The 12,855-nt window shown below is 73.2% G+C and carries 10 protein-coding genes; 5 read left to right on the top strand and 5 right to left on the bottom strand.

The window, feature by feature from the left end:
* The first annotated feature begins 32 nt into the window (after window positions 1-32).
* Window positions 33-1,751, top strand: a complete 1,719-nt coding sequence (locus ACLQ3F_RS10870; protein ID WP_425848391.1) for a hypothetical protein — start codon at window positions 33-35, stop codon at window positions 1,749-1,751.
* Between the two features lie 39 nt (window positions 1,752-1,790).
* Here ACLQ3F_RS10870 and ACLQ3F_RS10865 read toward each other — a convergent pair whose 3' ends face one another.
* Together ACLQ3F_RS10865 and ACLQ3F_RS10860 are read right to left on the bottom strand one after the other, a co-directional pair.
* Window positions 1,791-4,925 (bottom strand): helix-turn-helix transcriptional regulator, encoded by a 3,135-nt coding sequence (locus ACLQ3F_RS10865; RefSeq protein WP_425848389.1) that lies wholly within the window; start codon window positions 4,923-4,925, stop codon window positions 1,791-1,793.
* Complete coding sequence (locus ACLQ3F_RS10860) at window positions 4,922-5,092, bottom strand: hypothetical protein (RefSeq protein WP_167362519.1); 171 nt, start codon at window positions 5,090-5,092, stop codon at window positions 4,922-4,924. The genes ACLQ3F_RS10865 and ACLQ3F_RS10860 overlap by 4 nt, the downstream gene beginning before the upstream one ends.
* Before the next feature lie 207 nt (window positions 5,093-5,299).
* On the opposite strand from ACLQ3F_RS10860, the gene ACLQ3F_RS10855 reads away from it, so the two are divergent.
* The gene (locus ACLQ3F_RS10855) at window positions 5,300-5,986 is read left to right on the top strand and encodes a DUF4191 domain-containing protein (protein ID WP_145779624.1); all 687 of its coding nucleotides are present in this window, start codon (window positions 5,300-5,302) and stop codon (window positions 5,984-5,986) included.
* Between the two features lie 400 nt (window positions 5,987-6,386).
* Here the strand turns inward: ACLQ3F_RS10855 and ACLQ3F_RS10850 are convergent, their stop codons facing one another.
* Window positions 6,387-6,785: an RDD family protein gene (locus ACLQ3F_RS10850; protein ID WP_425848387.1), complete on the bottom strand. Its 399-nt coding sequence runs from the start codon at window positions 6,783-6,785 to the stop codon at window positions 6,387-6,389.
* Window positions 6,786-7,047: 262 nt separating this feature from the next.
* Between ACLQ3F_RS10850 and glnA the strand changes: the two genes are divergently transcribed.
* From glnA to ACLQ3F_RS10835, 3 genes are all read left to right on the top strand, one after another.
* Entirely contained in the window at window positions 7,048-8,472 is a 1,425-nt protein-coding gene (gene glnA / locus ACLQ3F_RS10845) for a type I glutamate--ammonia ligase (protein WP_355007781.1), read from the top strand.
* 106 nt (window positions 8,473-8,578) lie between these two features.
* The gene (locus ACLQ3F_RS10840; RefSeq protein WP_357206601.1) at window positions 8,579-8,944 is read left to right on the top strand and encodes a PadR family transcriptional regulator; all 366 of its coding nucleotides are present in this window, start codon (window positions 8,579-8,581) and stop codon (window positions 8,942-8,944) included.
* A complete protein-coding gene (locus ACLQ3F_RS10835; RefSeq protein WP_425848385.1) occupies window positions 8,941-9,924 on the top strand; it encodes a hypothetical protein in 984 nt (327 codons plus the stop codon). The genes ACLQ3F_RS10840 and ACLQ3F_RS10835 overlap by 4 nt, the downstream gene beginning before the upstream one ends.
* Window positions 9,925-9,936: 12 nt before the next feature.
* On the opposite strand, the gene mptB (ACLQ3F_RS10830) is transcribed toward ACLQ3F_RS10835, so the two are convergent.
* Entirely contained in the window at window positions 9,937-11,403 is a 1,467-nt protein-coding gene (mptB, locus tag ACLQ3F_RS10830; protein ID WP_425848382.1) for a polyprenol phosphomannose-dependent alpha 1,6 mannosyltransferase MptB, read from the bottom strand.
* Window positions 11,404-11,417: 14 nt separating this feature from the next.
* Window positions 11,418-12,818, bottom strand: coding sequence for a polyprenol phosphomannose-dependent alpha 1,6 mannosyltransferase MptB (gene mptB / locus ACLQ3F_RS10825; protein WP_357206595.1), 1,401 nt, complete (start codon window positions 12,816-12,818; stop codon window positions 11,418-11,420).
* Between the last annotated feature and the right edge of the window lie 37 nt (window positions 12,819-12,855).

Genomic DNA, 12,855 nt, shown 5'->3' with positions numbered 1-12,855 from the left:
GCCGTTCGGCGTCCGGGTGTCATGATCCTGTGATGACCGTCGGCGTACGCGAGCAGCCGCGCGGCGCGGACTCGCCGCGCCCGCGACCCGGCGCGCGTTCCGGCCTGGTCGGTTGGCTCACCGGGTTGGTGGTGCTCGCCGGGGTGGGTTACCGGCTCTGGCTTCTGCTGCACGCCGCCCCGCCGACGAACAGCGACGAGGCCACCATGGGGCTGGCCGCGCTGCACATCGCCGGAGGCGAGGACTTCCCGGTCTGGTTCTACGGCCAGCAGTACATGGGCACGCTGGAGGCGTACCTGGCCGCGCCGGTGTTCGCCCTCGCCGGTGGGCCGTCGCTGCTCGGGCTGCGGTTGCCCACGCTGGCCCTGTACGCGCTGTTCCTGCTGCTGGCCTGGCGGTTGACGCTGCGGCTGACCGGGGACCGGTGGTTCGGGTTGCTGATGGTGGCGCTGCTGGCCCTCGGTTCCGACCGGATCGTCAAGAACCAGCTGATCGCCGGCGGCGGTTACCCCGAGATGAACACGGCCGGGGCGGCGCTGGCCCTGCTCGCAGTGGATCTCGCCACCGGTCGACCGGAGCGGCGGACGGCCGACACCGGGCACCCCGACGGGCGGACGGCCGACACCGGGCGGCCCGGTTGGCGGCTGGCGCGCTGGGCCGCGTGGGGGTTCCTGGCCGGGCTGATGCTCTGGGTCGACCCGCTCGTGCTGCCGTACGTCGCGGCGACCGGCGCGGTCCTCGTCGGGTTCTGCCGCCGGGAGCTGTGGGGTGCCGCCGGGGCGCTGCTCGGGGCGGCGGCCGTGCTGGGAGCGGCCCCACTGCTGCTGCACAGCCTGCTGACCGGGCGCAACCCGCTGCACGCCGTGCTCGCGGCCAGCGGTACGAACGCCAGCGCGGGCTGGCCGGACCGGCTGCACGGCGGCCTGGTTCTCGGCCCCGGGCTGGGCATGGGCTTCTGCGCTCCCGGGCAGTGCGCCACCTGGCAACTGTGGTGGGCGCTCGCCCTGCCGCTGCTGCTGGCCATCGCCGCCGCCACCGCCTGGCGGGCCCTGCGCACCTGCGAACCCGATCCTGCTGGCTCTGCCGCTGTGGGCAACGACGCGGTGTCGCCTCGGGTGGCCGCGGCGGCACGGCTGGCGCTCGTGCTGGCCGCGGTGGCCACCCTCGGCGCGTACACGGTGAGCAGTTCCGCCGGGCTCACCCCCGTGGAGAGTTCCCGCTACCTGTCCTGCCTGCTCATCTCCCTGCCGGCGCTGCTCTGGCCGGTGTGGACGGTGGCCCGGCACGGGCCGCGTCGGGCGGCTACCGGCCGACGCGACGTCGGGTCGACGCTGGCCCGGTCGGTCGCTGTGGTGGTGCTCGCCGCCACGCTGGGCACCGCGGCCCACGCCACCTGGCGGGCAGCGGAGACCGTACCGGCGACCCGGGCCGCCGAGGCCCTGCACACCGAGCTGGTGAGCACCCTGCGCCAGCTCGGCGTACGGCACGTGCGCGCCGGCTACTGGACCTGCAACCGGCTCACCTTCGCCAGCGCGGAGCAGGTGGTCTGCGCGGTCGTCGACGACACCCTGCGCCCCGGTTTCGACCGCTACCCCGCGTACCGGCGGGAGGTGGACAGCGCGGCGGCACCGGCCTGGGTCGCGCCGGCCGGCTCACCCCTGGCGGAGGTGCTCGACGAACGGCAGCGAGCCACGCCGGGCAGCCTCGACCTGGTCACCATCGAGGGCTGGCGCATCTACCTGCCGCGCTGACCTCAGCGGCCCACGTCGGCCCGGCGGCCTCGGCGCGCGTCAGCGCGGCCCGCCAGCCTCGGTGAGCAGGCCGAGGCGGTGGGCCAGGGCGGCGGCCTCCACCCGGTTGGTCACACCCAGCTTCGCGATGATCCGGGAGACGTGCACGCTCGCCGTCTTCGGCGAGATGAACAGCCGCTCGGCGATCCGGCTGTTGCTGTGCCCCTCAGCGACCAGGAGCAGCACCTCCCGCTCCCGGGCGGTCAACAGGTCTGCTCCGGCTCCGCCCCCGGCGCGCAGGCCGACCCGCCGCGCCAGTGTGGCGGCCGCCTCGACCAGCGGGGTCGCGCCCAGCCGCCGGCCGATCTCGGTGGCCTCGGTGACCGCCGTCGCCGCCTCGTCGCGTTCCCCGGCCGCGGCCGTCGCCTCGCCCAGCGCCAGCAGCGCCCTGCCCAACGGGTAGGGCTGCCCGTCGGCCCGCCACGCGTCGACCGCCGCACGCCACGCCGGCAGCGCCTGGTCACCGACCGCGAGCAGCGCGGTGACCTGGGCGGCGTGCGCGCGGGCCGCCGGGTGCCGCGCCGGCAGGTCGGTGGCGAGCGCCGCCACCGCTGTGGCCAACTCCCGGTCACCCACCCGCGCCGCGGTACGCGCGGCGGCGCTGAGCACCGGCCACCCCTCCCGGGGCAGGCGCGGCAGGCTCTCGTCGGCCACCGCGACGCGGGCCGCGCGTACCGCCTCGACCTTGTCGTCTGCGGCCAGCGCCGCCTCGATCGCCAGCTCGTGCAGGGGCAGGCGGTGGTTCGGCCACAGGTACGGTCGGTTGAGGAAGGTGAGCGCCTTGTCGACCAGCTCGTCGGCGCCCGGGTGTGCGCGGGCCAGCCGCAGCCCGGCGCCCAACTGGATCCAGTGCAGACTGGTGACACCGGACAGGTCGATCCGGGCGGCCTCTCCGCAGACCGCCTCGGCCTCGTCCCACCGACCCAACGCGATGAGCGCCTCGGCCCGGTTGGAGAGCAGGTACGCCCCGGTGGAGCGGCTGATCCCCACCCGTCGCGCCTCGGCCACACCGGCCTCGGCAGCCTCCGCGGACTCGGCGTAGCGGCCCAACTCGCAGAGCACGTCCGACTGGTACACCCGGGCGAGCACCAGGGCCGTGGAGTCCCCGGACTCGCGGACGACGGCCTCAGCCTGGCTCAGCTCGGCCAACCCCCGCTCCAGGTCCCGCTCGCCGTGGCAGAGCAGGGCGATCCGCGTGTGCAGCAGCGCCAGGTCCTCGCCGAGCGCCTTGCCGTCCACGGCAGCCTCGGCAGCCACCCGGGCCGCCTGTCCGGGGTCGATCTTGACCATGTGCGCGGCGATGTCGGCGAGCAGCCGAACCCGCGCCACGTCACGGGGGCCGCCGGCGGCCAGCCGGTACGCCTCATCCAGCTCCCGGCGGCCGTCACTCTTGCCGAGCAGGGCCATCAGCCGACCCCGCTGGTTGAGCAGGCGGGCGGCACGCAGCGGTGCGGCGTCGGTGTCCACCTCGGCCAGGCCGGCCCGGGTCAGCGTGATGGCCCGGCTGAAGTCGCCGGCCGTGACCGCCGCGGCCAGGGTCTGCTCCAGCAACGCCAGATGGTCCATGCCGAGCAGGTCGGCGGCGTCCGGCACCAGTTCCCACAACTCCAGCGCCCGCTCCAGCAGTCGACGCTGCTCGGCGTACGCGTAGCGGTCGGCGGCGGCACACGCAGCGGCTCGTGCGGCGACGAGGGCGCGCGGGTGGTCGTGCGCGGCGTACCAGTGGTGGGCGATCTCGGCCGGGGCCCGGCCGGCGGCGACCAGATGCGGCTGGGCCTCGATGGCGGCTGCGAAGCGGGCGTGCAGCCGGGCGTGCTCACCGGGCAACAACTCGTCGTGGACGGCCTCGCGGACCAGCGCGTGTCGGAACTCGTAGTCACCGTCCCGGTCGGCCACCACCAACTGGGCGGCGACGGCGGCGCGTAACGCGTCCTCCAGCTCGGTTTCGGGCAGCCCGGCGACCTCGGCGAGCAGGTCGTGGGCGAACCGGGTGCCGCCGGCGGCGGCGATCCGCAACACCCGCTGCGCCGGCTCCGGAAGCCGGTCCACCCGGGCCAGCAGCAGGTCACGCAGCGTCTCGGGCAGCGCCGCGCAGCCGATCGGGTCACCGGCGACGGCCAGCTCCTCGATGAAGAAGGGGTTGCCCTGGGTACGGCCATGGACATCGTCGACGGCGCGGGCGGGCGGCTCGGCACCGAGCAGGTCGGCGAGGATCGCGGCGGTGCCGTCGCGGTCCAGGCGAGCCAGCTCGACCCGCTCCACACCCCGGGCCCGATCCAGCTCGGCGAGGAACGGGCGCAGCGGGTGCCCGCGCTGCAACTCGTCGGTGCGGTAGGTGCAGACCAGCAGCAGCCGGCCCGGCCTCGCCGCCCGGACGAGGAAACCGATGAGGTCGCGGGTGGAACGGTCGGCCCAGTGCAGGTCCTCGATGATCAGGACCAGCGGGCGGGCATCGGCCAGCCGCTGGAACAGCTCGGCGACCAGGTCGAACAGGTAGCCGCGCGGGGCGTCGCTGAGCAGGACCGCGCGGGGGGTGGTCAGCGCCGCGGAGGCACGGCCCAGCTCCGGCAGGAGCGGAGCGAACTCCGCCTCGTAACCGGCGAAGACCTCGGGGCCGTCGGCGCGGAGCACCGCCCGCAACGCGGCGGCGAACGGCGCGAACGGCAGACCCGCCTCGCCCAGCTCCAGGCACTGGCCGACGAGCACCCGCGCCGCGCCCTCGGTGGCCCAGCCCGCGAACTCCTCCAGCAGCCGGGTCTTACCCACACCAGCCTCGCCGCCGACCAGCACAGCGGTCGGCTCCCCGGCCCGCGCCCGACCCAGCGCGTCCCGTAGTGCCACGGTCTCGCGGTGGCGCCCGACGAGGACGGAGCTGGCGGCGCGTACGGTCACGTGTTCGAGCATGCCATGGCGGCCCACCCCGCCGGCCCCGCCGATCGGCCGGCGGCCGGGCGGCGGGGTCGGATCGGCTCGAGTGGCCAGCCCGACGGGCGCGGTAGCCGTGGCGGCCACGCCGGGCGCGGTGGACATGGCAGCCCCGCCGGGCGCGGTGGACGTGGCGGCCACTACAGGCGCGGTGGACGTGGCGGCCACTACAGGCGCGGTGGACGTGGCGGCCACGCTGAGCGCGGTCACCGGCGGGCGTCGCCGGTGCGACCGGCCTGCCTGCGCCGGCCCAGCCACCCGCGGCTGACCGGACGGGACAGCGACCGGGCGAGCCGGTCCGCGGCAGCGTCGGCGCGCAGCTCGGCGGCGTGGGTACGGTGCAGGGTGAGCAGGAAATCTGCGTCGTTGCCGAACATGTCGGGCTCCTTCGTGGCGTCGTCGTCTTCTGCTGACGACTCTTCGCGCGAAGGCCCCACCCGGGCATGGGCACGGTGCCTCATCTTCCCCGCCCACACCCTCCTTACCCGGCCACTCCGGGCGCTCACGGCGACGTAAGGTACTCAGCTGCCCCGGCACCCGGACGCGGATCAACCGGGCCGGCGGCGACCACTAGACTCTGCGGCATGGCAAAGCCCCAGGAGAAGGTCTCGTTCGGCCAGCGGCTGAAGCAGATCGGGATGGTGTTCCAGTTCACCGCCAAGCAGGACCGGTGGTTCGCGCCGTTGGTCGCCGCAGCGGTGCTGCTCCCGCTCGCGCTCACCGTGGTCGCGGTCATCCTCTGGGGCTGGATCTGGCTGCCGCTGGGCATCCTGTTCATCCTGCTCGCGGTGCTGATCGTGCTCAACCTTCGGTCCAACAAGGCGATGATGAACGCCGCCGAGGGGCAACCCGGCGCGGCGGCGCAGATCATGGAGAACATGCGCGGCGACTGGCGGGTCACCCCGGCGGTCAGCTCGACCACCCAGATGGACATGGTCCACCTGGTGATCGGCCGCCCGGGCGTGATTCTGCTGGCCGAGGGCAACCCGCAGCGGGTGCGCGGCCTGCTCGGCCAGGAGAAGCGGCGGCTGTCCAAGGTGATCGGCTCCGCTCCCCTGCACGACTACGTGATCGGGCAGGAGGAGGGCGAGCTGCCGATCCGCAAGCTGCGGACCACGCTGCTGCGCCTGCCCCGCGCCCTCTCCGGCAAGGACGTCAACTCGCTGGACAAGCGACTCAAGGCGCTCACCGCCCGGCCACAGATGCCCAAGGGCGCGATCCCGAAGAACATGCGGCCGCCAGGCGCCTTCCGCCAGTCGCGGGGCCGCTGACCCCCTTCGACGTACGCCGACAAGAGCCGGACCCTTGTGGGTCCGGCTCTTTCGCGTCGTGGCGTCGAACGCGCCGCGCCCCGCGCCCCGCGCCCCGCGCCCCGCGCCCCGCGCCCCGCGCCCCGCGCCCCGCGCCCCGCGCCCCGCGCCCAAGATCCTCACAACATCCCCGATGTTGCTGCCTCCGCCATGCGGGGAGACACCAACATCCCCGATGTTGCGCGGATCTTGGCGACGAGGCACCTGCGGGCGGCTCGGGATCGGGCGGCACCAAGATCGTGCTCGAACCTGGATGTAGTGGTCTCCGGGCGTGTGGATGCCACTACATCAATGATCGAGCACGATCTTGGGATCGCTGAGGCGGGCTCCGCCGCTTTCGGGGGCGCAGAGAGGGGTCGGGTCAGGCGCGGGGGGCGTCGACGATGGCCGAGCCGGCGATTCGGTCGTGCAGACCGCGTCGGTGCTCGTCCATGATCAGCGCGGGGACGACGAGGGCCAGCAGGAGGCCACGGATCAGCCCCCGGAGCACGCCGATCCGGCCACCGTCGTTCCAGCTCACGCAGCGGATCTTGGTGATGAACATGCCCGGAGTCTGGGCGAACAGGCCGAGGAAGATGCCGTACACCAGGACCAACACCAGCACCGGGGCCCAGCCGTCGCGTACCGGGTCGGCGAAGAAGTTGGACACCAGCAGGCAGAGCACCCAGTCGATGATCAGCGCCCCGAACCGCCGACCGAGGCTCGGCGCGGTGAAGGTGGGATCGGTGGCCGGCGCTGCCGGGAGGTGCGGATTGGTCACAGCGGTCAAGGGTATCCGCGCCGGGATGAGGGCTTGCCGGGTGCCGCCGCCACTGCGTGCCGATTCAGGCCAAAGCGATCAGATGTCATTACACTGGCACAGTCGGTACGGCGTCCCTGGCGGGCCGGAGGCGTGGACGGGGCGCCACTGACGCTCCGCGAGGGACGTAACACGGCAGAAACAACGGAGACACGGCCGGGCAACCCCCCGGCCCTAGCGTCGCCAGAAGCCTAGCCACCCCGTGGACGTGCCAGGAGGATGTGTGTTCGCCAATCCCGAGGAACTGCTGCGATACCTCAAGAACGAGGACGTGAAGTTCGTCGACGTTCGTTTCTGTGACCTGCCCGGCGTGATGCAGCACTTCAACCTGCCGGTCGAGTCCGTCAACGACGACCTCTTCACCGACGGCCTCGCGTTCGACGGTTCGTCGATCCGCGGTTTCCAGGCGATCCACGAGTCGGACATGCTCCTGCTCCCGGATGTCGCCACCGCGTTCATCGACCCGTTCCGCGCGCAGAAGACGCTCGCGCTCAACTTCTTCATTCACGACCCGTTCACCCGCGAGGCCTACAGCCGCGACCCGCGCAACGTGGCGAAGAAGGCCGAGGCGTACCTGGCGGCGAGCGGCATCGCCGACACCGCCTACTTCGGCGCCGAGGCGGAGTTCTACATCTTCGACTCGATCCGCCACGAGACCTCGGCGCACCAGTCGTTCTACTACATCGACTCGATCGAGGGCGCCTGGAACACCGGTCGCGAAGAGCCGGGCGGCAACCGCGGTTACAAGACCGCGTACAAGGGCGGCTACTTCCCCGTCCCGCCGGTCGACCACTACGCCGACCTGCGTGACTCGATCGTGCGCCGCCTGGTCGACACCGGCTTCAACGTGGAGCGCTCGCACCACGAGGTGGGCACCGCCGGCCAGTCCGAGATCAACTACCGGTTCTCCACCCTGCTGCACGCCGGTGACCAGCTCCAGCTCTTCAAGTACATCGTGAAGAACGAGGCCTGGGCCAACGGCAAGACCGCGACGTTCATGCCCAAGCCGCTGTTCGGCGACAACGGCTCCGGCATGCACACCCACCAGAGCCTCTGGCTCAACGGTGAGCCGCTGTTCTACGACGAGACCGGCTACGCCGGCCTGTCCGACATGGCCCGCTGGTACATCGGCGGTCTGCTGCACCACGCGCCGTCGCTGCTGGCCTTCACCAACCCGACGATCAACTCGTACCGTCGCCTGGTGCCGGGCTACGAGGCGCCGGTCAACCTGGTCTACTCGCAGCGCAACCGCTCCGCCTGCACCCGCATCCCGGTGACCGGCAGCAACGCCAAGGCCAAGCGCGTCGAGTTCCGCGTCCCGGACCCGTCGGCCAACGTCTACCTGGCCTTCTCGGCTATGATGATGGCCGGCCTGGACGGCATCAAGAGCAAGATGGAGCCGCCGACGCCGATCGACAAGGACCTCTACGACCTCCCGCCGGAAGAGTGGGGCGACGTCAAGCAGGTGCCGGGCTCGCTGTCGGCAGTGCTCGACTCGCTGGAGGCCGACCACGACTACCTGCTCGACGGCGGCGTCTTCACCCCCGACCTGATCTCCACCTGGGTCGACTGGAAGCGCGCCAACGAGGTCGACCCGGTGCGTCTGCGCCCGACCCCGCACGAGTTCGCCATGTACTACGACTGCTGAGCAGTCGCTCGAAACACCGGCCGGGCCGGCTCCGCTCACTGCGGAGCCGGCCCGGCTCGCTGTGTGCAGCCCCCCGGCATACCTTCGCGTCCGATATATTGCTCCGGTGGACACGCCTCTGCGCGAACCGACCTTCCTGATCCTCACGGCGCTGGCCGCCCAACCGATGCACGGATACGGGCTGATCGGTGAGGTCGCCGCTCTCTCCGACAACCGCGTGTCGCTACGCCCCGGGACGCTCTACGGGGCGCTCGACCGGCTGGTCGACGCCGGCCTCGTCGAGGTCGACCGGGAGGAGGTGGTGGACGGCAGACTGCGCCGCTACTACCGCCTCTCCCCCGCTGGTGAGACCACGTTGAGCACCGAGACCGAGCGGCTGCGCCGCAACGTCGAAGCCGCCACCGCCCGGCTGTCCAAGCGGACTCGCGCCGCCCTCCCGACCACCCCACGCACGGCCGGAGGCTTGGCATGAACGACCTGGAACGCCGCTACTTCCGGCTGCTGCGCGCGTACCCCGCCGACTACCGGCGCGCGCGCGGCGCCGAAATCGTCGGCACCTACCTCGACCTGGCCGCCCTTGACCAACGCTGGCCGGCACCGGCGGACGCCGCGGACCTGATGCGCGGCGGCCTCCGCCAGCGGCTGCGGGCCGCGGGCGTCACCGACCTGATCCCCGGGGTACGCCTCGCGGCGCTGCTGGCCCTGGTCAGCGCCAGCGCCCTGGCCGGTGTCTGGGGTACGGCAGAGTTGCACCCGCCGCCCGCCGAGTGGGGCGTCCCCCACGTCGGCCCGTTCGTCTCGCTCGGTGTCGTCGCGTGGGCGGCATGGCTGCTGGCGGCGGTGGTGATCGCCGTCGCGCCGAGCCGGGTCGCCCGGCGGGCCATCACCCTCGCGCTGGTGCTCACGATCGCGCTGCCACCTGCGGCCGCGGCGCTCGACACACTCCGACCGCCGCTGATGGTGCTGCTGCCGCAGGTGGTCCTGGGCCTGCTGGGGCTCGCCCTGCCCGATCGACCCTCCCGGGCGATCCGCCTCGCGCCGGCGCTGTCCGCACTGTTGGCGGTGCTGGCGACGCAGTTCCTCGTGGGCTTGGACCCGACCTTCATGTACTACGGCGACACCATGGAAGTCTTCCTGCCCACCGTCGGCGGACTGTTGCTGGTCGTCGGGGCCCTGTTGGCCATGGGGCTGGCACTGGGCGGGGACACCCGCGGCGGCTGGGCGCTCGTCACACTGCTCACTCCCGCCGGTTTCCTGGCGGTGCCCGGCCTGGCTGACAACTTCGGCGCGGCACAGGGCGCCGTCACCTTCGCGGAACTGGCAGTGACCGCTGTCGCCGTCGCGCTCGCCGGTCCCGCCGTACTGTTCCTGACCGTCCTGCTCCGCTCCCGCCGGGCCTCCACCCCCCAGCCCTCAACCCAACCCTGCCCCACCTGCGGCGCGCGGGCCTAACCCCCACCCACTTCAGCCCCGCGCCCCCCGACGCCGTTGACGGCGGGTGCGGAGGGTGTGGATGAGCACGGTCAGGAGCAGGGCGGTCATCGCCAGGGCTCCGGGTGCCTTGGTGACGCGGGCCAGGTTGGTGCCGTCGGGCAGGGCGAGGAAGGCTGCCGCAGCGGTGGGCAGCACGAACCACGTCGTGCGGGCGGCGGTGAGCGCGAGCAGCGCCAGCGGCCAGGTCGCGTACCAGGGGTGGAAGACCGGGGACAGAACGACGGTGGCGACCAGCGCCAACGCCGCGCCGTGCAGCGCCACCCGGGACCGCACCACCGGAGGACGCTCAACCTCAGGGCGCGCGTCGTTCAGGCCGCGCAGGGTCTGCCAGGCCCGCCACCAGAGCACCAGCAGCACCCCGACGAGCAGCAGCAGCGCGACCGCTCGGACCACCGGCACCGCCTGCGGATCCCGGCCGACCAGCGCGCCGGCGTAGTCGACCACGAAACCCACGGCGGTGGGTGGTGACGTCCACTGCTCCGAGTCGCCACTGTGGGTCAGCCCGCCCACCCAGCCGAAGCCGAGGCCGGACACCGCGGAGGTGACCAGCAGCGCGGCGACCAGCCCACCGGCCAGCCATCCAGCGTGGCGCAGCAGCGCCCGAACGGTGGGCTGGTCGGGCATCCCGGCCAGCACCGCGAACGGCACCACCACCACGGCGCTGGCCTTCACCGTGACGGCCAGCCCGAGCAGCGCCCCGGCGAGCAACAGCGCCGCCGGCCGACCTGGTCGCCGGACCACTACCAGCAGTCCACACAGCAGCAGGCCCAGCATCACGGCGTCGTTGTGCGCGCCGGCCACCAGGTGTACGCCGACCAGCGGACCGGCCAGCGCCAACCAGACCGCCCGCCGGGCCGGCACCCCGGCCGCCCGGGCCAGAGCGGGAAGGCAGAGCGCGGCCAGCAGCAGCCCTGCCACGGCGATCACGCGCAGCGCCACGATGGTCCCGGTGAGCCCGCCGCCGAGGCCGACGGCGAGGGCCGCGAGCAGGACGAAGACCGGGCCGTACGGTGCCGGGGTGTCCCGCCAGATCGGTGCCACGGTGTCCAGCCAGGGGCAGCCCGCCGCCTCCACCCCCACTGTGTACGGGTCGACGCCGTGCGCGTACGTCCAGCCCTGGCAGGCGTACGAGTAGACGTCCCGGCTGCCCAACGGTGGCGCGAGCAGTAGCGGTAGCGCCCACAGCCCGGCGGTGACGTACGCCCAACGGGTCGACGGCGCACCGTCGCGCAGTGACCACCACGCCCCGACCAGCAGCACGGTGCCGATCAGCCAGCAGGTCAGCGTCGCCGGGCCGTCCGGGGTCCGCCAGATCGACGCGGGTGTCACGCCCAGCGGGGCGTCGGGCAGTGCCCCGCCGAGGTATCCGGCCACGGCGAGCAGGACCGCCCCGACCAGGCCGGCGTACCGGGAGAGAGCGGCACCGGGAGCGGTCACCGGCGCACCTTCCCTCAGTCGGCGGCGACCGGCTGACGGGCCGCCCGAGCCGACCGTACCAACCGGATGACCAGCACGATCACCAACAGCGTCATCAGCGGCGCCCCGACCGTCTTGGTGTACCGGGGCAGCCCGGTGCCGTCGGGCAGCACCAGGAAGGACGCGACCAGTGCGACCACTGTGAACCATCTGGTCCGCTGGGCGGTGGCCGCGAGCACGAACAGCGGCCAGGTCCAGTACCAGGGGTGCACGACGGGGGCGAGCGCGACGGTGAGGGCGAGCGCGAGGCCGGCGTGGTACAGCGGGTCGCGGGTGCGGGCCCGCCACCAGAGCCAGACGAGTAGCACCGCCAGGAGGACCACGGCGATTCCGCGAGTGACCGGAAGCGCGTCGATGTGACCACCGAACAGTGCCGCGACGTAACCGACAGTCTGCCCCACGGCGGTCGACGGGGACGTCCAGGCGATGGCGGCGCCACCCTGGGACAGCCCGCCGATCCAACCGAAGTCCAGCCCACCGACGACTGTCACGCCGACCACTGTGGCGACGGTGCCGCCGACCACCCAGCCGCCGTCGCGGATCAACGTGCGGATCCGGTACGGCCCGGCGGTGGCGGCCAGCGCGGCGAACGGCACCACCACCACGGCGGTCACCTTGATCGCCACCGCGATCCCGAGGAGGAGCCCGCCGACCAGCAGCATTCCGCGCCGGCCCGGGTGCGCCGCCACCACGGCCAGCCCACCGACCAACGCGGCGAGCATCAGCACGTCGTTGTGCGGGCCACCGATCAGGTGCGCGGCGACCAGCGGGGAACCCAGCGCCAGCCACACCGCCCGCTTCGCCGGCACACCGGCCCGACGCGCCAGCGCCGGCAGTGCCCACGCGGTGAGGACGACGCCGACAAGCGACAGGGCTCGGAACAGCACGATGCTGGCGGTCAGCGACCCGGTGGCCTTCACCACGGCGCCCGCGACGAGCACGAACAGCGGCCCGTACGGCGCCGGGGTGTCGCGCCAGATGACCGAGACGGTGTCCAGCCAGGGGCAGGGCAGCGCGGAGACACCCTGCTCGTACGGGCTGAGGCCACCGACGAAGCTGGCGCCCTGGCAGGCGTACGCGTACACGTCCCGGCTGCCGAAAGGCGGTGCGATCAGCAACGGCAGCAGCCAGAGCCCGACGGTGACCAGGGCCCAGCGCGTCGAGGGTCCCCCGTCACGTAGCGCCCACCAGGCGTACGCCATCAGGCCGGTGCCGACCAGCCAGGCGGCGAGGATCAGCGGGCCGTTGGGCCCCTGCCAGATGCTGACCGGGGTGCTGCGCAGGGGGCCGCCGGGAAACGCGCCGCCGAGGAAGGCGGACAGCGCGAGCAGCATCGAGCCGGCCAGGCCGGTCCAGCGCGCGAGGTGGGAGGGCACGCCGGACATGCTGCCAGCCCGTCGGTGGGAGGCCGAC

It is taken from the genome of Micromonospora sp. DT15 (assembly GCF_049841475.1).
Taxonomy (GTDB): domain Bacteria; phylum Actinomycetota; class Actinomycetes; order Mycobacteriales; family Micromonosporaceae; genus Micromonospora.
Note: the sequence above shows the minus strand (reverse complement) of the source record. Positions and strands in the feature narration are given on the sequence as shown.